Annotated in this window: 20 protein-coding genes and 5 tRNA genes; all 25 read right to left on the bottom strand. The window is 40.5% G+C overall.

From position 1 onward, the window contains the following. Positions 1 to 80: 80 nt before the first annotated feature. The 25 genes from rpoB to hemC all read right to left on the bottom strand — a co-directional run bounded on the left by rpoB (position 81) and on the right by hemC (position 21,959). Positions 81 to 4,169, bottom strand: coding sequence for a DNA-directed RNA polymerase subunit beta (gene rpoB / locus EG365_RS09720; RefSeq protein ID WP_000331899.1), 4,089 nt, complete (start codon positions 4,167 to 4,169; stop codon positions 81 to 83). Positions 4,170 to 4,474: 305 nt separating this feature from the next. Further along, positions 4,475 to 4,846, bottom strand: coding sequence for a 50S ribosomal protein L7/L12 (gene rplL / locus EG365_RS09715; RefSeq protein ID WP_001229360.1), 372 nt, complete (start codon positions 4,844 to 4,846; stop codon positions 4,475 to 4,477). 42 nt (positions 4,847 to 4,888) lie between these two features. Further along, the gene (gene rplJ / locus EG365_RS09710; protein WP_001196213.1) at positions 4,889 to 5,395 is read right to left on the bottom strand and encodes a 50S ribosomal protein L10; all 507 of its coding nucleotides are present in this window, start codon (positions 5,393 to 5,395) and stop codon (positions 4,889 to 4,891) included. Positions 5,396 to 5,714: 319 nt separating this feature from the next. Then, complete coding sequence (gene rplA / locus EG365_RS09705) at positions 5,715 to 6,410, bottom strand: 50S ribosomal protein L1 (protein WP_001096694.1); 696 nt, start codon at positions 6,408 to 6,410, stop codon at positions 5,715 to 5,717. Between the two features lie 3 nt (positions 6,411 to 6,413). Continuing rightward, positions 6,414 to 6,842 carry a 50S ribosomal protein L11 gene (gene rplK / locus EG365_RS09700; protein WP_001074682.1) on the bottom strand — a complete coding sequence of 143 codons (429 nt, stop codon included), beginning with the start codon at positions 6,840 to 6,842 and terminating at the stop codon, positions 6,414 to 6,416. A gap of 108 nt (positions 6,843 to 6,950) precedes the next feature. Further along, on the bottom strand, positions 6,951 to 7,484 hold the full coding sequence (gene nusG, locus EG365_RS09695) for a transcription termination/antitermination protein NusG (protein WP_000832994.1): 534 nt from the start codon (positions 7,482 to 7,484) through the stop codon (positions 6,951 to 6,953). A 7-nt stretch (positions 7,485 to 7,491) separates the two neighbouring features. Further along, positions 7,492 to 7,932 (bottom strand): preprotein translocase subunit SecE, encoded by a 441-nt coding sequence (secE, locus tag EG365_RS09690; protein WP_000063880.1) that lies wholly within the window; start codon positions 7,930 to 7,932, stop codon positions 7,492 to 7,494. A gap of 75 nt (positions 7,933 to 8,007) precedes the next feature. Beyond that, positions 8,008 to 8,083: transfer RNA gene (locus EG365_RS09685), tRNA-Trp, on the bottom strand. A gap of 60 nt (positions 8,084 to 8,143) precedes the next feature. Beyond that, positions 8,144 to 9,334, bottom strand: coding sequence for an elongation factor Tu (gene tuf, locus EG365_RS09680; RefSeq protein ID WP_001029610.1), 1,191 nt, complete (start codon positions 9,332 to 9,334; stop codon positions 8,144 to 8,146). 163 nt (positions 9,335 to 9,497) lie between these two features. Continuing rightward, a tRNA-Thr gene (locus tag EG365_RS09675) sits at positions 9,498 to 9,572 on the bottom strand. A gap of 13 nt (positions 9,573 to 9,585) precedes the next feature. Beyond that, positions 9,586 to 9,661 (bottom strand) — tRNA-Gly (locus EG365_RS09670). A gap of 37 nt (positions 9,662 to 9,698) precedes the next feature. Then, positions 9,699 to 9,782 (bottom strand) — tRNA-Tyr (locus EG365_RS09665). 56 nt (positions 9,783 to 9,838) lie between these two features. Then, positions 9,839 to 9,914 (bottom strand) — tRNA-Thr (locus EG365_RS09660). Between the two features lie 99 nt (positions 9,915 to 10,013). Continuing rightward, positions 10,014 to 11,507, bottom strand: coding sequence for an anthranilate synthase component I (gene trpE / locus EG365_RS09655; RefSeq protein ID WP_000209084.1), 1,494 nt, complete (start codon positions 11,505 to 11,507; stop codon positions 10,014 to 10,016). A gap of 108 nt (positions 11,508 to 11,615) precedes the next feature. Next, the gene (locus tag EG365_RS09650; protein ID WP_000109464.1) at positions 11,616 to 12,284 is read right to left on the bottom strand and encodes a phosphoglycolate phosphatase; all 669 of its coding nucleotides are present in this window, start codon (positions 12,282 to 12,284) and stop codon (positions 11,616 to 11,618) included. Positions 12,285 to 12,349: 65 nt separating this feature from the next. Next, a complete protein-coding gene (locus tag EG365_RS09645) occupies positions 12,350 to 12,979 on the bottom strand; it encodes an FHA domain-containing protein (protein ID WP_000219967.1) in 630 nt (209 codons plus the stop codon). 40 nt (positions 12,980 to 13,019) lie between these two features. After that, positions 13,020 to 15,296, bottom strand: a complete 2,277-nt coding sequence (gene gspD, locus EG365_RS09640; protein ID WP_001196426.1) for a type II secretion system secretin GspD — start codon at positions 15,294 to 15,296, stop codon at positions 13,020 to 13,022. A gap of 41 nt (positions 15,297 to 15,337) precedes the next feature. Beyond that, positions 15,338 to 16,174: a type II secretion system protein N gene (locus EG365_RS09635; protein WP_000870033.1), complete on the bottom strand. Its 837-nt coding sequence runs from the start codon at positions 16,172 to 16,174 to the stop codon at positions 15,338 to 15,340. Next, complete coding sequence (gene gspN, locus EG365_RS09630; RefSeq protein ID WP_000730343.1) at positions 16,174 to 16,917, bottom strand: type II secretion system protein N; 744 nt, start codon at positions 16,915 to 16,917, stop codon at positions 16,174 to 16,176. Before gspN ends, EG365_RS09635 begins: the two co-directional genes overlap by 1 nt. A gap of 332 nt (positions 16,918 to 17,249) precedes the next feature. Beyond that, on the bottom strand, positions 17,250 to 17,576 hold the full coding sequence (locus EG365_RS09625) for an H-NS family nucleoid-associated regulatory protein (protein ID WP_000801427.1): 327 nt from the start codon (positions 17,574 to 17,576) through the stop codon (positions 17,250 to 17,252). A gap of 194 nt (positions 17,577 to 17,770) precedes the next feature. Continuing rightward, a complete protein-coding gene (locus EG365_RS09620; protein ID WP_000661569.1) occupies positions 17,771 to 18,211 on the bottom strand; it encodes an acyl-CoA thioesterase in 441 nt (146 codons plus the stop codon). Positions 18,212 to 18,218: 7 nt separating this feature from the next. Further along, positions 18,219 to 19,412, bottom strand: a complete 1,194-nt coding sequence (locus tag EG365_RS09615) for a hypothetical protein (protein ID WP_000681783.1) — start codon at positions 19,410 to 19,412, stop codon at positions 18,219 to 18,221. A gap of 9 nt (positions 19,413 to 19,421) precedes the next feature. Beyond that, positions 19,422 to 20,261, bottom strand: a complete 840-nt coding sequence (locus EG365_RS09610) for a hypothetical protein (RefSeq protein WP_001230204.1) — start codon at positions 20,259 to 20,261, stop codon at positions 19,422 to 19,424. 8 nt (positions 20,262 to 20,269) lie between these two features. Continuing rightward, positions 20,270 to 21,037 (bottom strand): uroporphyrinogen-III synthase, encoded by a 768-nt coding sequence (locus tag EG365_RS09605; protein ID WP_000897421.1) that lies wholly within the window; start codon positions 21,035 to 21,037, stop codon positions 20,270 to 20,272. 4 nt (positions 21,038 to 21,041) lie between these two features. Next, positions 21,042 to 21,959, bottom strand: a complete 918-nt coding sequence (gene hemC, locus EG365_RS09600) for a hydroxymethylbilane synthase (protein ID WP_031944971.1) — start codon at positions 21,957 to 21,959, stop codon at positions 21,042 to 21,044. Between the last annotated feature and the right edge of the window lie 38 nt (positions 21,960 to 21,997).

Raw genomic sequence — 21,997 nt, 5'->3', positions numbered from 1 at the left:
TCTCCGTGTGTCGGGAAGCCTCGCTTACCCGACTGGGTCACAAATATTGTTTTTACCTAAAAAATCGTGAGTCTTACGACTTAGTCACCATTTTTTAGTTCAATGTTGATACCTAAAGAACGGATCTCTTTGGTCAATACGTTGAACGATTCAGGCATACCCGGATCCATATAATGGTTACCATCTACAATATTCTTATAGATGCGAGTACGGCCTTCAACGTCATCCGACTTCACTGTAAGCATTTCTTGGAGTGTATATGCTGCACCGTATGCTTCAAGTGCCCATACTTCCATCTCACCGAAACGCTGACCACCGAATTGTGCTTTACCACCAAGCGGTTGTTGTGTAACAAGTGAGTAAGAACCAGTTGAACGCGCATGCATCTTGTCATCAACCAAGTGGTTCAATTTAAGCATGTACATGTAACCAACAGTTACTGGACGGTCAAACTGTTCACCTGTACGTCCGTCAAACAATACTGTTTGACCAGTACGTGAAATGTCAGCCAATTCAAGTAAGTCTTTAATTTGACTTTCTTCAGCACCATCAAATACAGGAGTAGCTAAAGGCACACCCGCACGCAAGTTACCTGCAAGCGCTAGAATTTCTTCATCAGTCAAGCTATCAAGATCTTCTTGCTCACCGCCGACTTTGTTATAAATCTTGTCTAAGAATTCGCGCAGTTCTAAAACTGTACGTTGTTCTTTCAACATTTTTTCGATTTTGTCACCAAGCCCTTTAGCCGCCATACCCAAGTGAGTCTCTAGAATCTGACCCACGTTCATACGAGATGGTACACCCAGCGGGTTCAATACGATATCTACCGGCACACCGTTAGCATCATGTGGCATGTCTTCAACAGGTAAGATGTTAGATACAACACCTTTGTTACCGTGACGACCAGCCATCTTATCACCAGGCTGAATACGACGTTTAACAGCTAAGTAAACTTTAACAACTTTCAATACACCAGTTGTTAATTCATCACCTGTTGCAAGCTTACGTTTCTTCTCAGCGAATTTCTCATCGATTTCTGCGCTCTTCTCTTTCAAGAACACTTGAATTTGAGTTAAACGCTCAGCGATTGCTTCATCTGCTGGTTGAATTTCAAGTAAGTCAACAAGCTCTAAACCAGATAATAAATCTTCAGAAAGTTTATCACCACGTTTAGTTGAACCACCGCCATTAGACTCTTGGCCTTTAAGCAAACGAATTACACGCTCACGAGCCGCTTCTTCGAAGATCTTGTATTCTTCTTTCAAGTCTTTACGATAAGAATCAAGCTGTGCTTTTTCAATTGCTAAAGCACGGTCATCTTTCTCTAAGCCATCACGAGTGAAGACTTGAACGTCAATAACTGTACCTTTAGTACCAGATGGAACACGTAAAGATGAGTCTTTAACGTCAGCTGCTTTCTCACCAAAAATTGCACGAAGCAGTTTTTCTTCAGGAGTTAACTGAGTTTCACCTTTAGGCGTTACTTTACCAACTAAGATGTCACCAGCAGTAACTTCAGCACCGATATAAACGATACCTGATTCATCAAGTTTAGAAAGCGCAGCTTCACCTACGTTAGGAATATCGGCAGTAATTTCTTCTGCACCTAACTTAGTATCACGTGCTACACATGACAATTCTTGAATGTGAATAGAGGTTAAACGGTCTTCTTGAAGTACACGCTCAGATAACAAGATCGAGTCTTCGTAGTTGTAACCATTCCATGTCATGAACGCTACACGCATGTTTTGACCAAGCGCAAGTTCACCCATGTCTGTTGACGGACCGTCTGCCAAGATGTCACCACGAGCAACTTTGTCGCCCAAGTTCACGATAACATTTTGGTTAATACAAGTATTTTGGTTTGAACGCGTATATTTGATGAGGTTATAGATATCTACACCTGCCTCACCTGCAACCATTTCATCTTCGTTTACACGAATAACGATACGAGAAGCATCTACATATTCAATTACACCGCCACGGTTTGCGATTACACACACACCAGAGTCACGTGCAACGTTCGCTTCCATACCTGTACCTACAAGCGGTTTATCCGCACGTAAAGTAGGAACTGCCTGACGTTGCATGTTTGAACCCATGAGCGCACGGTTTGCGTCATCGTGTTCAAGGAATGGAATAAGTGATGCAGCAACAGATACTACCTGCTGTGCAGAAACGTCCATATGCGTTACTTTTTCAGGCGGCATACGTACGAATTCACCTTGATGACGAACAGAAACGAATTCTTCTGTTAAGTTGCCATCTTTATCTACAGCAGAGTCGGCCTGTGCAATAACAGTACCTACTTCTTCAATTGCAGATAAATATTCAACATCATCAGTTACACGACCATCTACAACTTTGCGGTATGGTGTTTCCAAGAAACCGAAGTCATTCGCTTTTGCGTATACAGAAAGCGAGTTGATCAAACCAATGTTTGGACCTTCAGGAGTTTCAATTGGACAAACACGACCATAGTGAGTTTGGTGTACGTCACGTACTTCGAAGCCTGCACGTTCACGTGTTAAACCACCAGGACCAAGCGCAGATACACGACGTTTATGTGTAATCTCAGATAATGGGTTGTTTTGGTCCATAAACTGAGATAACTGGCTTGAACCAAAGAATTCTTTGATTGCAGCAGCAACTGGTTTTGCATTAATCAAATCTTGTGGAGACAAGTTATCTGTTTCTGCTTGGCTTAAACGCTCTTTAACAGCACGCTCAACACGAACTAAACCTACACGGAATTGGTTCTCTGTCATTTCACCAACAGAACGTACACGACGGTTACCTAAGTGGTCGATATCGTCGACTTCACCTTTACCGTTACGGATTTCAACCAATGTACGTAATACATCGATAATATCTTCGTGCGATAAAATACCTTCAACTTCGCGTGACTTCTGATCAGTACCAACTTCGTAAGGACGACCTAAACGACGGTTGAACTTCATACGACCTACTGGAGATAAGTCATAGCGTTCAGAAGAGAAGAACAAGTTATTGAATAAGTTTTCAGCAGCTTCTTTTGTTGGTGGCTCGCCTGGACGCATTACTTTGTAGATTTCTACTAATGCTTCTTCACGATCACGCGTCAAGTCAGCACGTAATGTATCAGCTACGAATGAACCACGGTCAATATCGTTAGTGAACAAGATATTAAATTGCTTAACACCACCTTCTGCCAACTTCACCATTACTTCATGGCTTAACAGAGTATTTGCAGCAATTACTTCACCATCACGTAGAGTAATATCTTCAGCAGTGATACGCTCATATAAGTATTCATCAGGAACTGAAAGCTTAGTTAAACCTGCAGCTTCCATTTGACGTACATGACGAGCATTAATACGTTTACCTTGCTCAACAATGACTTTACCTTCATTGTCAGTAATATCAAATTGAGCCATTTCACCACGTAAACGCTCAGGTACGAGGTCAATTTGATAGCTACCCATGTCAAGATACACAGGTACTTTTTCATAGAACAAATTCAAGATCTGTTCATTGTTATAACCTAGTGCACGTAACACAACTGTAGCAAGTAATTTACGACGACGGTCGATACGTACGTAAACTAAGTCTTTTGCATCAAATTCGAAGTCTAACCATGAACCACGGTAAGGAATGATACGTGCTGAATACAACACTTTACCACTTGAGTGGGTCTTACCTTTATCATGGTCAAAGAATACGCCTGGCGAACGGTGTAATTGAGATACGATTACACGCTCAGTACCGTTGATAACAAAGGTACCATTTTCAGTCATGAGTGGAATTTCACCCATATAGACTTCTTGTTCGCGTACGTCTTTAATTGATTTAGTTTCGCGATCTTTAATAATCAAACGAATTTTAACGCGCATTGGTGCCGCATAAGTCGAGCCACGAAGAATACATTCGCGTACATCGAACTCAGGTTTACCAAGGCTATACTCAACAAATTCTAAAGCAGCATTGCCAGAATAACTTTCGATAGGAAAAACTGAACGAAATGCGGCTTGGAGACCGATATCTTCGCGGTTTTTTGGTGATTTGCCATCTTGCAAGAATGTTCTGTACGAATCGACCTGAATCGATAATAAGTACGGTGCATCCATTACTTGGGGCAATTTACCAAAATTCTTACGGATCCGTTTCTTTTCGGTATATGAGTATGCCATCTGGAGTCCTCGGAAAGTAAACCAAGCCCGCCTGCAGAACGGGCTCAGAAGGAATTACGCAGGCCGATATGGCCACCACTGTTTACAAATGCTGCAATTTTTAGTGGTATAAAAACGCTTAACAATATTTTTAAAAATGAAAAATATTGGTAAGCATTTGAATTTATTTATTTTATTTAGGCTTTCTCTAAAAACCAAACAAAACTAACAAAAATCGAGCCGATTATTGTAACGCAAAAAGGCTGATGACCCAAGAGCCATCAGCCATTTTATGGAGCCGATTTAAAAACCGACTCCTTTTACAATTACTTAAGTGTAACTGTAGCACCAGCTTCTTCAAGTTTCTTCTTAAGTTCTTCGCCTTCTTCTTTAGAAACGCCTTCTTTAAGAACTTGAGGAGCGCCTTCAACTAAGTCTTTAGCTTCTTTAAGACCAAGACCAGTTGCTTCACGAACAGCTTTAATTACAGCTACTTTGTTAGCACCGAAAGAAGTCAACTCAACGTTGAATTCAGATTGTTCTTCAGCAGCAGCAGCAGCGCCACCAGCTGGAGCAGCAACAGCTACAGCAGCTGCAGATACGTTGAATTTCTCTTCGAAAGCAGAAATTAATTCAACAAGTTCAAGAACAGTTTTTTCAGCAACTGCATTTAAGATTTCTTCGTTAGTTAAAGCCATGAGAATAACTCCAAATGGATATTGAATGGTGTGTAAAATTGATTAAGCAGCTTCTGACTCGTTTTTCTCTTTGAGTGCTGTAATGAGGCGACCCAATTTCGAAATAGGAGCTTGAAGGACAGAGGCAAGCATAGTAAGCGCTTTCTCTTGGTTCGGAAGATTAGCAATAACGCTAACATCAGCACCTTGATAAACTTTGCCGTCAAATGCAGCAGCTTTTAATTCAAATGCTTTGTTAGTTTTAGCAAATTCTTCGAACAAGCGTGCAGCTGCACCCATGTCATCTTCAGAAGTTGAAAAACCTAGAATTGTTGGACCAACAAGGTTGTCGTTCAAGATATCAAACTGAGTACCTTGAAATGCGCGTTTAGCCAAAGTGTTACGTACAATACGTGTAGTTACACCTAACTTACGAGCTTCAACACGAAGTGTTGTTAATTGCTCTACGCTTAAACCTTGATAGTCAGCAACAACGGCTGCAAACGCTTTAGAAGCAACTTCACTTACTTCTGCAACGATCTGTTTTTTGTCTTCAATAAGAAGAGCCATTGTAAAACCTCCTAAGGTGATTTATGTACCCAATGGGCACACTCCCAGTTCGTAAGTCTTTCGACTTACACGCGGAGGAGGAACAAATCACACCACCGCGTCTACGCAGGCTGGTTTATTAAGAAAATCGCTATTCGAAAATAACGTCTTTTCGCCTGAGGTCTTTGACGCTGATAAATTCTCATTTATCAATTCAAAGTCCGCCTGATAAGTAATAGATAAAGCTTTACTCTACCGAAGCAAAAGCAGAAATAACTTTTCTGTTTTATGCTTAATCCTCATCAGGACTTTAAAATTCTTTACTTAACCAAGTTAAAACTTAGTTAGAAACGTTGTTTACATCAACAGTAAGACCAGGACCCATAGTTGAGCTCAAAGTGATCTTCTTGATGTATACACCTTTAGAAGTTGCAGGTTTTAACTTTTTCAAGTCAGCAACTAAAGTTTCAACGTTTTGACGGATTGCAGCAGCATCAAAGCCAACTTGACCAATCGCAGCGTGAATAATACCCGCTTTGTCTACACGGTAACGTGCCTGACCAGATTTAGCGTTTTTAACAGCGCCAGCAACGTCAGGAGTTACAGTACCAACTTTAGGGTTTGGCATTAAACCACGTGGACCAAGAATTGTACCGAGCTTACCAACAACACGCATAGCGTCAGGAGCAGCGATTACAACATCAAAGTCAAGGTTTCCACCTTGGATGCTTTCAGCAAGGTCATCAAAACCTACAACATCAGCACCAGCTTCTTTCGCAGCTTCTGCTTGCGCGCCTTGAGCAAATACAGCTACACGTACAGTTTTACCAGTACCTGCAGGTAATGTAGTCGCACCACGAACAACCTGATCAGATTTACGTGGATCTACGCCAAGGTTTACAGAGATGTCTAAAGATTCTTTGAACTTTGCAGCAGGCAAGCTGTTAAGAACCTGTACTGCTTCTTCCAAAGTGTAAACTTTGTTCGCTTCAACAGCAGCAGCAATGGCTTTTTGACGTTTAGTTAACTTTGCCATGTCTTATAGCTCCACTTCCAAGCCCATAGAACGTGCAGAACCAGCGATGGTACGAACACGCGCGTCTAAGTCAGCACCAGTTAAGTCTGGTTCTTTAGTAGTCGCGATTTCTTCTAATTGAGCACGAGTCAACTTACCAACTTTAGTTTTGTTAGGTACAGATGAACCCTTTTGGATACCAGCAGCTTTCTTAAGAAGAATAGAAGCTGGAGGAGTTTTCATGATGAATGTGAACGACTTGTCGTTGTACACAGTAATCACTACAGGGATTGGAAGACCTGGTTCAACTTTTTGTGTAGCAGCATTGAATTCTTTACAGAATGCCATGATGTTTACACCACGTTGACCTAGTGCAGGACCAATCGGTGGAGATGGATTTGCTTTACCAGCTGGAACTTGCAGCTTGATATAGCCGTCAATCTTCTTAGCCATTTTAAATACCTCTGGGTACAAACGCCGTTAGGCTCCCCAATTTCTACGTAACAATACTGTTACAACAACAATGCCCGATAAAATCGGGCGCTTTTCAACCAATTAAGATTAAATCGTTTTTTCGACTTGGCGAAATTCGAGTTCAACCTGAGTTGGTCGATTAAACACGTTAATCGTCAACGTTAAACGTGACTTATCGTATTGAACCTCTTCCACCACACCTTTAAAGTCTGTGAATGGACCGTCAATAACAAGTAATTCTTCACCTGGCTCAAACATCGTCTTAGGACGTGGGGCTTCACCAGTATTACGTACACGCGCAAGAATCGCATCTGCTTCACGTTGAGTGATTGGCGCAGGTTTTTCAGGTGTACCACCAATAAAACCTAATACTTTTGGACACTCTTTAACAATGTGCCAAGTATCGTCATTCATTTCCATTTCAACTAACACATAGCCAGGAAAGAATTTACGCTCAGATTTACGCTTCTTACCATCCTTCATTTCTACCACTTCTTCGGTAGGAACAAGGACATCACCAAAGCTATCGGCAACAGCGCTACGCTGGATTCGTTCTTTAAGTGAACGCATCACTTGTTTTTCATAACCAGAATAGGCATGAATAATGTACCAACGTTTCATAGCTCTTTTACCCGATAATCAACTTAATTAACCAACCCAAACCATAGTCAAAACACCATAAAACTAATGATGCAACAACTACAACCAATAGAACCTGCCACGATGTTGTGACTGTTTCTTGTTTTGTTGGCCAAGTTACTCGACGCAATTCGACTCGTGCATCTTTCAGCAAACGAACGAAGCCTTTACCTTGATGGGTGGCGTATAATAAACCTAAAGCCACAACGATACAAGCAAAAATTACCCCAACGCGCACCCAAACATCATTTGCAGGGGCCCAATACGCTGGTAAATGCTGATTCACCATGGTAGCCGAGAGCAATAATGCAATTGCTATCACCCATAGAACGATATCTAAAGGCGAACCAGAACGAACAACTTCAGCAGAATTATTTCTTTGAGGAATTGGCGCGTCGCTCAATGCGTCACGCGATTTATCATTCGACATTTTTGTACTCGTCGTAGAACTCGCGACTTATTATATGAACAACTAAGCCAGCATCAAGCTTTTTATTTCAAAATATGGCAGGTCAGGAGGGACTCGAACCCCCAACATTCGGTTTTGGAGACCGACGCTCTACCAATTGAACTACTGACCTATAAAGCAAGTTGAGAGCCAAAGCTCTCAACTTGAGACGTAATTCGTCACTATATTATGCTTATGCAGTTACTTTAGCAACAACACCAGCACCTACAGTACGACCACCTTCACGGATCGCAAAACGTAGACCTGGGTCCATTGCGATTGGGTGGATTAATTCTACTGACATTTCAACGTTGTCACCTGGCATTACCATTTCAACGCCTTCTTTCAACTGGATCGCACCAGTTACGTCAGTTGTACGGAAGTAGAACTGTGGACGGTAACCATTTAAGAATGGAGTGTGACGACCACCTTCTTCTTTAGAAAGTACGTATACTTCTGCGTCGAATTTAGTGTGCGGCTTGATTGTACCTGGTTTAGCAAGTACTTGACCACGTTGTACTTCTTCACGCTTAGTACCACGAAGTAAGATACCACAGTTCTCACCTGCACGGCCTTCGTCAAGAAGTTTACGGAACATTTCTACGCCAGTTACAGTTGTTTTAACTGTATCTTTAATACCAACGATCTCTACTTCTTCACCAACTTTGATGATACCAGCTTCAACACGGCCTGTTACTACTGTACCACGACCAGAAATTGAGAATACGTCTTCGATTGGCATCAAGAATGCTTTGTCGATTGCACGCTCTGGCTCTGGGATATAAGAGTCAAGTGCTGCTACAAGAGCAAGAACTGATTCTTCACCGTAAGGACCAGCTTCACCGTTAAGCGCTGCAAGAGCTGAACCACGGATTACTGGAGTGTCATCACCTGGGAAGTCATAAGTAGAAAGAAGTTCACGTACTTCCATTTCTACTAATTCAAGTAATTCTTCGTCATCCACAAGGTCGCATTTGTTTAAGAATACGATGATGTAAGGTACACCTACCTGACGAGAAAGAAGGATGTGCTCACGAGTTTGTGGCATTGGACCGTCAGTTGCAGCACATACAAGGATCGCGCCGTCCATCTGAGCAGCACCAGTGATCATGTTTTTAACGTAGTCGGCGTGGCCTGGGCAGTCAACGTGTGCGTAGTGACGAGTTGGAGAATCGTATTCTACGTGTGATGTATTAATTGTAATACCACGTGCTTTTTCTTCAGGTGCTGAGTCGATTTGTGAGTAATCTTTCGCTTCACCGCCGTAAGTTTTTGCACAAATTGTTGCAATCGCAGCAGTTAAAGTTGTTTTACCATGGTCAACGTGACCGATTGTACCCACGTTTACGTGTGGTTTATTACGTTCAAACTTGGCTTTAGCCATGATGATCTTCCTCGTTTACGTCGAACCACCTACAAATGGCGCTGAGCTAACTCAGTTTATCGACATATCGCCTAAAAAAAACTAGACACCTAATACTTGAAAAGCAGACTATATAGCCTGCTTTTTGAAAACTTTGTGGAAATCCACATTAAACTTTAATATCTGGAGCTCTTATCGAGATTTGAACTCGAGACCTCTCCCTTACCAAGGGAGTGCTCTACCACTGAGCTATAAGAGCGACTATCCTTCGATGGAGCGGGAGACGAGGATCGAACTCGCGACATGCAGCTTGGAAGGCTGCCGCTCTACCAACTGAGCTACTCCCGCAACGTTGGTAATAACCACTTCACTCGAAGTTTAGAGATGGTGGTGAGAGAAGGATTCGAACCTTCGAAGCTTTCGCAACAGAGTTACAGTCTGCCCCCTTTGGCCGCTCGGGAATCTCACCAATATCGCACTTATCTACAGTGCCGTTCTTTACTCAATCAACTCAACACTTTAAAATGGTGCCGGCACACGGATTCGAACTGTGGACCTACTGATTACAAGTCAGTTGCTCTACCAACTGAGCTATGCCGGCGTTTCTTAGTGTTTCGTACGTTTCGTATCGGAACGGTGTGCAGTTTAGCAAAACTTCCAAACGATGCAAGCGGTTTTTTAAAAAAAAACCGCTAAAAACTCATAAAATCAATCCGTTTGATGATAATTCAACCGCTTTGATCACTGCGCGAGCTTTTATTTGGGTTTCATTCCACTCAGATTCTGGATTTGAGTCAGCAACTAGCCCTGCACCAGCCTGTACATACACCTTTTTATCACGGATAACACAAGTACGGATTGCAATCGACATATCCATTTCACCATGCCATCCCAAATAACCAACAGCCCCGCCAAAAACTCCCCTTTTCACAGGTTCTACTTCATCAATAATTTCCATTGCACGAATTTTTGGGGCACCTGATAACGTTCCTGCTGGAAAGGTGGCTTTAAATACATCAAGTGCATCGATATCATCACGCACTTCACCTTGTACATTTGAAACAATATGCATGACATGTGAATAACGCTCGATCACCATTTGATCCGTGACTTGGACTTTACCTATTTTCGATACACGCCCTACATCGTTTCGCCCAAGATCAATCAGCATTAAATGTTCAGCAATCTCTTTTTCATCAGACAGCAAATCTTTTTCTAATGCTATATCTTCTTCTTTAGTTTTACCGCGCGGTCTAGTTCCTGCCAAAGGTCGAACTGTAGCAATACCATTTTCTAAACGAGATAAAATTTCCGGTGATGAGCCAACAATATGAAATGGTTTTTTATCAGTAATCGTTTGCCCTTGAACCAAGAATAGATAAGGTGATGGATTTAAATGACGTAATGCACGGTAAACCTGTAAAGCTTCTCCATCAAAATCAGAAACCATACGCTGCCCAGGTACAACCTGCATCACATCGCCTGCACGGATATACTCCTTAACCTTCTCTACCGTCTCTAAGAATTTTGCTTTACCAGTAATTGATTCAAAATGCGGAGGCGTATGTGGTCGCGCTTGCAAACTAACTGGAGTCGCCAACAACTGTTCTAATTGATCTAATTTTTGTTGAGCGTCTTCATAAGCATTACTCTGCTCTGTATCCGCATGCACAATTAAAAATAGCGTATCTTTAAGATTATCAAAAACAATGACTGTCTTTGAGAGCATCAACCATAAATCTGGTAGCGTAATCGGATCAGCCGCAGGTACATTCTTTAAACGTGGCTCGATGTAGCGGACAGCATCGTAGCCCAAATAACCCACCAAACCGCCCGTAAAGCTTGGTAAGTCCGGTAAGAGTTTAGCCGCAGGAACTTTAAATTGTTTTTGGAATTCACGGATATATTGGAATGGGTCTAGACAATTTTGCTGTGTTACTGATCCGTCAGCATGTTGTATAGATAAAACACCAGCGTTACAGGAAAAAACTGTTGATTCGCCTAAACCAATCATAGAGTAGCGCGCCCAGTTTTCACCCCCTTCAACAGACTCAAATAAGTAAGCCTGTGTTTGATCCTTAAAACGAGCAAAAACAGATAATGGGGTTTCTGTATCCGCTAAACGTTGACGATAAACAGGAATAGTATTGTAACCAGCAGCCTTAAGTTGCTCGAATTGCGCTAATGTTGTCATGAATCTTCTCTAATATGGTTTCGATTTAAAAGTGTGTTTTTCTAGATTCGGTTTAGACACGCCATCGAAAAACCATACGCTTATTCATTCTTATCTCCATTTTCTTCATTAGACAATTAACTCAGCAAGACTATCAACAACTTGCTGAGGTTGGCAATCATAGATATTCTCTCCATGATTATAGCCATAGCTAACCACAATACAATCAATTCCAGCACGACGTGCAGCTTCAATATCATTACTTGAGTCACCAATCATCAATGATTGTGAAGCAGATATTTTTAGGCTTTCCATGCAATGCAATAATGGTAGTGGGTGCGGCTTTCTTTCAGGTAAGCTATCTCCTCCAAGTACAACTTGAAAATAAGAAGAAAGCTCTAGCTCATCCAGTAACCCTTGAGCAAGTTTGACAGGCTTATTAGTCACACATGCCATTTTGATATTCAAAGTTTGGCAATGTTTTAAAAACTCAGGTACGCCTGGGTAAATTTGAGTATTCACACACAGCTCCGCACCATATACCTCTACAAATTTCTGTAATAAAACTTTATGTTGTTCAACATCTAATTTTCCAAATACATGAAGCAGAACACTCTCACAAAGTTTTGAAGCCCCTTTACCTACCCATTCCCGTATTTGTGCTTCTGTTACCAATGGCCAACTGAGTGATTGCAGACTTAAGTTCATAGACCGATATAAATCGGCAGCGGAGTCAACCAACGTTCCATCTAGATCAAATAAAATTAAATCGCGCTTACTTAGTTGTGCAACAGACATTTTCTTCTACTCAAAATTAAAAAGGCATGCGTTTAGCATGCCTTGATTGTAAAAGCACCAACGAATTATTTAAAGAATAACCACGCCAATACAGCTAAAATCACTAAAATAATAATGGTCACTAGACCAATAGATGCATTCTTTTGCTGCTCTTTCTCTTCAGTAACCCGAGAAACTGGCTCCTCAATAGCAACAGGAGTTTGTTCTGGCTGAGCATGAATATCCACCCCTTCAGGAATCGGTGCTGGTTTTGGCACAGAAACGCGCTGAGGCATTCCATCACGACTCACTTCAGTTTCTGCTGCACGCTCCGCAATACTTGGCATACCTTGATCGCTTAAATCTTGTGTCGGTGCAGTTTGTACTGGCTCCACCTCAATTTCAGGTAAATCAGTATTTTCTTGTGCAGGGGCGAAAACTGAAAATTTTAAACTTGCGAATTGAACAATATCACCATCATGCAACTGTTTTTCTTGCTCAATACGAATATCGTTCACAAACGTACCATTCGATGAATTAAGGTCTTGCACCCATAGCGCTTGATCTTTTAACAGCAATGCTGCATGGCGTCGTGAAATTTCAGCAGCCTGTAGTAATAAATCGGCATCTTGATGACGTCCCACCAACATATCACGATCAACATTAATTTCTTGGCCAGTAAATTCACCAGTAATTGCTTGTAATTTCCAAGTCATGCCTATGTCCTATTCATTTTTTATTAATCATAACATGCTACTACGGCGCTGTGCTTGGACGCAGTGTCGTTGTTGTTACTGTATTTTTAGTACGATTAATTTCAGGATCAGGCAACTGTAGGGTTTGCTTTTGGACGGTAGGTTCTACAGCTACCGGCGTAGTTATGGTCGAACTTTTACCACCTGATGGAACCTGTTGGTAATTTTTTGGCTTGGAGGCAATACTCGGCGGGGTCATTTTTTGGTTATAAATATCATCAACTTGCTCAGGTAATTTTGCAAAGTTGCCATTTTTATCCATAGCCAATTGCAAGCTATAAAGTTGATTATAGCGCTGCTGAGATAAACGGCGTACATCATTTGCATCGCCCACAATTGTTGGGTGAATAAAAACGAGAAGGTTACGTTTTACATTGCTTCTGTTATCTGATCGGAACAATCGCCCAACATAAGGAATACTACTTAAACCAGGTATACCTTGTCTTGAAAGCGAAGTGTCATCCGACACCAAACCACCTAGCACCACAGTCTGCCCATGCTCGGCTAAAACAGCTGTTTTAATAGCGCGTTTACTTGTCACCAAGTCAGCTGCTTGCCCACGGCTATCTTGAACAGCAGAAACTTCTTGCTCTACTTCTAAACGAACAGTACCCCCTTCACCGATATGTGGAACAACTTTCAAGGTCACACCGACATCTTTACGCTCAACAGTTGTATAGGGATTGATACCTGTACTATTGGTAGTAACCGACCCTGTGACAAATGGAACGTTCTGACCTACAACAATATAAGCTTCTTCATTATCCATCGTCACAATGGACGGTGTCGAAAGTAAGTTTGATTTAGTATTGGTTTTGAGAGCCTGAATTAGTGCACCATATGCCTTACGAGAATTATCAAAATTGCCCAATCCTAAAGTTGCACCATTACCTTTATTAGCTCCATTAGCGATAGCAGATGCAGCTCCAGCCGAACCACCCGATAAATAACCAGCAGCGATAGAAGATAAACTCGCCCCTACATTACTAAAGCTAAGTAAACCAATCCCACTAGATAAATCACCGAGTGCCCATTGAATTCCAAGTTGATCTGCATCATCTCCAGAGACTTCAATAATTGCGGCCTCAATAAGCACTTGTTGACGACGAACATCTAGTTGTTGAATCGCTGATTCAATTTCACGCATTAATTGGGGATCAGCTTTAACTACTAATGAGTTCTGAGCATTATCTGCAATAATACTCACACCGTTTTGATTAAAGCTGGTGATATTATTCTGATTACTACTGTTCGAATTACCGTTTAGGTTAATTGCAGGAGTTGAAATTGAGGCACCATTTGAACCCGATGTATTTGAACCAGAATTCTGGTTATTACCAATTAAACTATTAATCGGATTCGATGAGTTAGATGAATTATTACTATTATTCGATGAAGATACTGCCTGTCCTGTGACTAAGCCTTGCAAAATTTCAGACAAGTTTTTAGCACTGGCATACTTCAAACGGAAAACTTTTAAGCCACCTAAACGATCTGCCGAAGGTACATCCAGCATCTCAATCATATGACGAATACGTTTACGTGTTTGCGGATCACCTTTTATTAAAATACGGTTTGTCCGATTATCAGCAATAATACGAATACGGGCACCACTAAAATCTTTAGATGCGCCTGTTGCGCTCATCGCTTCAAGCTGGGTAATAATTTCTTCTGCTTGGCTCGACTGAAGCGTGATCGCTTCAATATCATTTTGCCCAGTTCCATCCAAGTTACGAATAATATTTTCAAGTTGATAAATATTCGCAGCTCTATCAGAAACAATAAGTGCATTGGTTCCTGCAATTGCCGCCATATGTGCAAATTGTGGCATTAAGGGACGGAGTGCTGGAATTAAGTCATTTGGATTAGTATTTTCCAGCCAAATCACACGTGTAACGATTTGATCACCACGGACCCTATTTCTAGAATCATAAGGAATTCCCGAGTTTTTAACATTGCTATCCGGTACAAGCTTAATGGTATTACCAGAAGGAATTGCAACCACCCCGTTTACATTTAAGACCCCAAGAAATAGGTCATAAACTTCATCTTTATTTAATGGCTTATTAGAAATAACCGTGACATTACCACGTACTCTCGGATCTACAGCGAAGTTCTTTCCTGTAATGTCTGCAACTTCATTAATAAAGGCAGTTAAGTCAGCATCACGTAAATTGATCTTCCATGTTTGGGCATAGGCACTGCTACTTACTGTCGCAATCAATGGGGCTGCTGCAAGTAATGCCCAAAGTGGACGTTGATGATTCAATAAAGCCATAACTCGCGATATTTCCTAACTCTTATGGTGACGTGTTATCACTAAAAATTTTGTTGTATGGTCATCACTTGATCACCACGTTTTATTTCTATTTTTACTTGCCCTGCTCGACGAGCCTGCTCAAGTAATTGCACATCCGTTTGCCCTTGCCCAACCGTTTGACCATTCAAAGAGACAATTCGATCGCCAGGCCTTAAACCTAACTTATTTCTAAGTGCAGTCGGTGTACGTTCTGTAACTTCATAGCCTTCACCTGAGTTACCACTTACCCCCATATCTCGGAGGTATTGCTCTCGGTTACCTTGCATCTGCTGGATCGCTTGTCCCAATGCCTGTTGGGCCGTATTCATAGGCTCTGTAGATTGAGATGGTGTAGCACTTTGTTGTGAAGCATCCGGAGTCATTGGTTGATATAAACCATTTGGCAAACCTTTGAACTGAAGTTCACGGGTACTGCCATTTCCTTGACTCAACACAACACGATCCCAATACACCTCTGCCAATTGGTAAGAAGTTGAACCAATGGTTTCACCAACTCGATAACGCTCAGCAGTATTATCAATTTTAATAACAGCAGAGGAAAACCGGTTTGGATAGCCGACCATTACACCCTGCAATTCTAAATTCACGCTTTCTTGAGCCGCATTGGCAGAAGGTTCGTTAAAAAGTGAAAAAGTACTAATATTTGGTATTTGTGGTTGTTGAGAACCGAGTTCTACCCGATCAAATTGCATCAGTTGAGGAGGCGCAATCACCAACCAAAAAAATGAAGCGAGTTTCCAGCATAACCATAAAATTAAAATGGCAAGGACCACTACACTCAGTCGATCTAATTTTTGCCATTGCAATTGCTGTAATTTATCAATCCATACTTTCATTAGTTACCACCTTGTAATAATGGTTGGCGAGAACTAATGACAAAAGTATCCAAACCAGCTTTACCGTCATATGATGGAACATTGAGTAATAAACGCTGTGTGAGCTGAACATCCAGCATCATATTGGCATCTAGTAAAAGATTGGCCATTTTTTGATTACGCTGATCACGGATGTCCACTTGTAGCTGTCCGTTCTGGTCAGTTAATTGCCCACTTAAAGAAGGCATATTCATACGATCTTGACGATCACCAATATTATAAATGAGCGCTCCACCACCCCAATGCAATTGCCCATCAACTGCCGCAAAGCCTTGCTCTTTTTTATAATTAAATTGGATATCTTTAAGTTGAATACTATTTACAGGCCATTGCCAATTTACAATTTGCTTCAGTGTTTCTGGAGCAATCTGGCCATTCATATCCCTTACAATAACTTTTTTTCCAAAACCATACGCCATAATCCCCGTTAATTGCGTATTACCACTATGAATATCAACATCTGCAGCAAAGCGTAATAAAAGTAAGTCTAGCGGTCTCGTTTTCCAGTGGATAGTGCCTCGTAACGCTCCACGGTGCCAGTCTGCCTGCCCCTGCCAGATATTGCCACTTACATTATGGACAGTTTGATTATTCTTTGAAAATTTAGAGATAAGCCAAGTCGCCGGAATCTGTAAAATAATAAAAATTAAAAATGCAATGAGGGCAAAAAACCACCACTTCCATTGCTTAGACTTTTTCTTCATTCAGCCTTACCAACATGCAAATTATCATCCTTATATGAGAGTTCCTCTCTAGTCTGACATTATGCATACTTTTTCAACATCGCCAATTCACTTCATATAAAAAAACCAAGCAATCGGGCTTGGCGTCTCGCTAAAGACTATAAGTTGAACGTATGACAAAATCATGAAATTTACGATTGATCTTGCTAAATGAAAATTTAGTCTCAACAATGCTCTTAATTAGGAATTCAAGCACCTTATCGAATATTCATATTTAAAATTAAATTTTTTTAATTCTTTTTAAAAATAAAAAAGCCAAGCAGAATCGCTTGGCTTTTTAAGAGACAATACAATTAGATTAAGAAATCTTCAAGTTTTGCACCTTTTTCAATTTCAGCAACTAACCAACGTGGTTGTTTACCGCGACCCGTCCAAGTCTCTTCAGCATTGTTTTTGTTACGGTAACGTGGTTCTACAGATTTACGTGTTGTTTTCTTACGTTTTTGAGCGCCAAATTCTAGAAGTTGTTCAACACTAAAACCTACATTTTCAGCAATCTCGATAATTTGATTATAAGCATCTTCGATTGCTTGATCTTTTTTGCTTGCAATTAAAGCTTCTGCTTCTTCTTGTAAGCGTTTTAACTCTTCAACAGATAATTCACTAATATCCGGTTTCATTAATAAATACTCCAGTCTTACTGACAATTCAAATAATACAGACAAAATTTAAAAACATTAAATCATAACCAATAGTATTTATAATCTATTCAATAAGCAATAGTTTGAAAGTCAAGTTCATCAGAATAACGCTATAAATTTACTTTTTAATTACATTAGTAATTATAATTGTAATATATTTTCTTAATATTTATTTAAGCTAAATGTATTAAATCATGCCCAACTGATTTTTCTAATTCAATAATTTTACTTTTTACTTCACTTGGTATTTCACATTTTAATCCTGTCATTTTATTCACACAAACCATAACTGCTTCACCTGTAGCAACGATTTGCTGCTGAGATTCACTCCATAATATATAAGCCATACGGAACGCGCTCTTACGTAGCTCTTCTACACGAACCCCTACTTTCAATACATCTGGATAAAACACAGGTTTTAAATATTTGCACTGACTTGAAGCAACAACAGTATATATATTTGGAGTCAATATATTTACATTTTCCATATATAAAATACGTGAGCTTTCAATATATCTATAATATTGCACATTATTGACATGACCAAAAGCATCCATATCTCCCCATGCTACTTTCTGGTCGTATATTACAGGGTAGACAGACAGTTCTTTCATTTTTACCTCAGATTTTAAATTTTAAAAAATTCGCATCATTTTCAAAGATTAGGTTTAACTGTTTGATTAACTCATCATCTTCTTTTAAGGTTGATTTAATACGTAAATAGCTCATTAAAATATTATCAGGGTATAAACTTAATAATATTTCTGCTTCAGCTTGACGACCTGTTGCCATGTAAACATGCCATTTTGCAAATGTTAAAACTGGCAAATTCATATATTGAGATTCAAATTGATTAATCTTTTCTTCAACATCGGCATAGTCAGGAACCTGCTTAAGCAATTGTTGCTGAAACCATAAGTAAAATACGTCCGGATCGAATTGCTCTTTGAGTAAATGCAAGGTTAATACTTCATGCTGAATACTCATTTCTGGCATACGGGCCAAAAGTTTTAACCATAACAATTTACTGCTATAAGGTCTGGTTTGAATTTCTGACTCTAAATCCAGATAGCGCTGTTGCAGTGCTTGTAAATCATCTATTGAAGCTTGATCAAACTGTTGAAGAAGTTGTTGTAGCCATAAATCACGATGTTCAGCGTCCAACAAACCATATTTCATAGAACGCAAGTATACCCATGGTTGTTGTAAAGCAAGCTGGCCCCAAAGCGCTGTTAAACGTTGTTGATATGCTGTCTCAATCTCTTCAAGCCATGGCGATAACTGATGCTGATATAAAAACTCAAGATGGGTTAAGGCACGTTCAGCTTCGTTTTGTGCCAAGAATATTTCAATACGCTGTAATTCTGCTAACTCAAAAGCCATTGGGGGGGATTGATCCAAGGCCTCTAAAGCTTTTTGGTAATCTCCACTTAAAACTAGAAATTTGGCATCAATAATATTTTTTAGAAGGCCTGATTGAGTAAAAACACGTTCGATAAATACCCGTTGATCTTCAGCAGCCTCTAATAACCAGACAATACCTAATTGTTCATACGGATGAAGGTTTTTAAACTGAAAAATATTCTCTCTCTTTCTTTGTTCCCGAGAAGAATAACGCTTAATCCAAAGCCATATCACCTGAGCAATAAAGCTCATCACAACAAACGTAAAGACTAATCCCCATACATTTGTTTGCAATTGCAATTGCCGCCAGTAAATATAAACATATCCCATACCATAGCCATAACTTAATAAAGCCAAGGCTGCGAAAAGGACTAAGCTAATTAAAAAGTAAACCCACAGGAGATGCTTCATGTGTCCTCCTTATGAGCCGATTAGACCAAGTGTCGATAATTTAGGAACAGGCACTACTGATAAATGTGCCACTTTAGCAATACGGTTTTTGAGTTGTTGGCTAGTCGCATCGGGTAATTCATTTAGTTTTTGCATTACTGTCTGCAACTCATTTTGATATTCAGCCATTTTTCCTTGGTTTAAAGCTTGCTCAGCAATTAATAGCCTTAATTGCACTTCTTTAAGCACTACACTTCGGTTCATTAAATTAATAGACGGCGTTTCTACTTTCTCAATACGGAACCATTTTTTCCACCATGACACAGCCTCGGATTGGTCCATCTCAAATTTAGGCTGTTGTAAGGCTTGCTGAATATTTTTATCAATATTCTGGAGTAAATCATCAATGAGTTGATGTCGCTGATTTTGAGCAAGTACAAACTGTTGAATCGCCTGCTTATCTTGCTCAAGAGCCTGATTTAAGCTGTGTTGTAATGCAGGAGCAATTCCATATTGTGGTAGGGTTTGCTGTAGTTGGGTTAGATGATCTACAGCATAAATAAATTGCTGTTGGTCAATTGCAAACTGGATTAACTCTAATTTTTGTTTAATTAATACGGTCGGTGCAATTCCGGTTTGAACAACTTCTGTCGTTGCTAAAGGCGTTGTTTTAGAATTATGACTTGGTTGATTTTGAATTTGTCTTTGCAAAGCAACCAATTGATCATTCAAATTGGCATATTGCTGTTCAGATTGCAGCAAGCTTTGCTGAAGTTCAGGGACGGTACGAGAAATTTGCCACATATCGTAGCTGAGCTTAGCCACCCAAGCGATGCCCAGCAAAATGATGATAGAAACAAGTTTTCTCATACGAATCCTTATAATGCCTGAATGTGATGAATCATCCCCGAAGGCGATAAATTTTCAAGTTGAATAATGTGAAAATGAGCTTGTTGCTGATCGCGATAGTCTTTAACAAGTTGAAAAAGGCGTGGTCCTAAAACTAAATATACGCAATCAGGTTGTGCCTTATTTTTTAAACAAAGCTCTAACCAGTATTTCCAGCTCGCCTCACTGGTAATTAAGACGAGCCATTTATCTAAATTATAATTTGAATTCTGTGTCAGATGTTTGAATGTCGAATATGAAGCTTGCGGACACTGCCGGCGATATAGAACAAAATTTAAAATCTGAATTCCTTGCTGTTGCAAAGTTTCCATCATAAATTGACGGCCGCCTTCCCCTCTCCAAAAAGCCACACTACCTGATTTTTGCATATGATGAAGAAGAGGCAAGTTAAGCATTCCCTCGGAAGTTTCAACCTCAGGAACATGCGCTTCAATCCCATAGTCGTGAAGACGATTAGCCGTCGCCTGCCCCACCGCAATCCATTGAATATGTTTTAGCTCATCTATTTTTAAACCACTTTGTGTTAAATACTGCATCCCCACATCAACAGCAGTGGGACTAACCACTACAATCGCTTGTGCGCCAGTTAACTGCTGATAGAGTTGAGAGAGTGATTCTGAAAAAGGTTGAGCAACCAGTTCTAAAAGAGGTAAAGACTCGACCTGAAACCCCTTATTCTGCAAAGCATGAGTTAATTCAGCCGCACGCGAGTCAGGTCGGGTATTAATAAACAACATAGCGTTAGTAGAGGGCCTTTAATAAATCACCAGCGCCTTGATCAAGTAAGTTCCGAGCAAGGTTTTCACCTAATTGCTGAGCATTATTCGCTTCATCTGTAAGCTCAGCCCGTAATAATGTTTGCCCATCAACACTCCCTACACGGCCTTCAATATGAATTTTTCCATCTTGGAGTGTTGCATAACCTGCAATCGGCACCTGACAACCACCTTCAAGATACGCATTGAATGCTCGCTCAGCACGTACACATACATCTGTCTCTGGGTGTAGAAGTGGCTGAATTAAAGTCAACACTTCTTGGTCATCTGCGCGGCATTCCAAACCAAGAGCGCCCTGACCAACCGCAGGCAAACTTACACTTGGCTCGATACAGTGGCGAATGCGTTCTGCCAATCCTAAACGTTTTAAACCAGCACTCGCCAAGATAATAGCATCATATTGACCATCGTCTAGCTTCGCTAAGCGGGTACCGACATTACCACGTAAATCAATAATTTGTAGATCTGGACGTTGTTTTAAAATTTGTGATTTACGACGTAAACTTGAGGTGCCAACTTTTGCTCCTTGCGGCAAATCAGCAAATTTTTCAAATTGATTCGAAACAAAAGCATCTAACGGATCTTCACGTTCGCAAATTACGGCCAAAGTTAAACCTTCTGGTAATGCCATTGGAACATCTTTCATTGAATGTACAGCAAGGTCCGCACGACCATCTAAAAGTGCTGCTTCCAATTCTTTAACGAACAACCCTTTGCCACCAATTTTTGCTAAAGGTGTATCTAAAATTTTATCGCCCTGCGTGACAAACTTAACCAACTCCACCGTTAAATCTGGGTGAAGCTCCTGTAAACGGGCACGAATATGTTCTGCCTGCCAAAGAGCAAGTGGGCTTTGTCGTGTAGCAATTTTCAAGGTTTTCATAAATTCAAGCATGGGCTGGTCAAACAATACACCCTAAA

The sequence above is a fragment of the Acinetobacter sp. FDAARGOS_494 genome (assembly GCF_003812225.1).
In the GTDB taxonomy this organism is placed as follows: Bacteria; Pseudomonadota; Gammaproteobacteria; order Pseudomonadales; family Moraxellaceae; genus Acinetobacter; species Acinetobacter baumannii.
The sequence above is the reverse complement of the archived record's forward strand: the minus strand, read 5'-3'. Positions and strand labels throughout refer to the sequence as shown.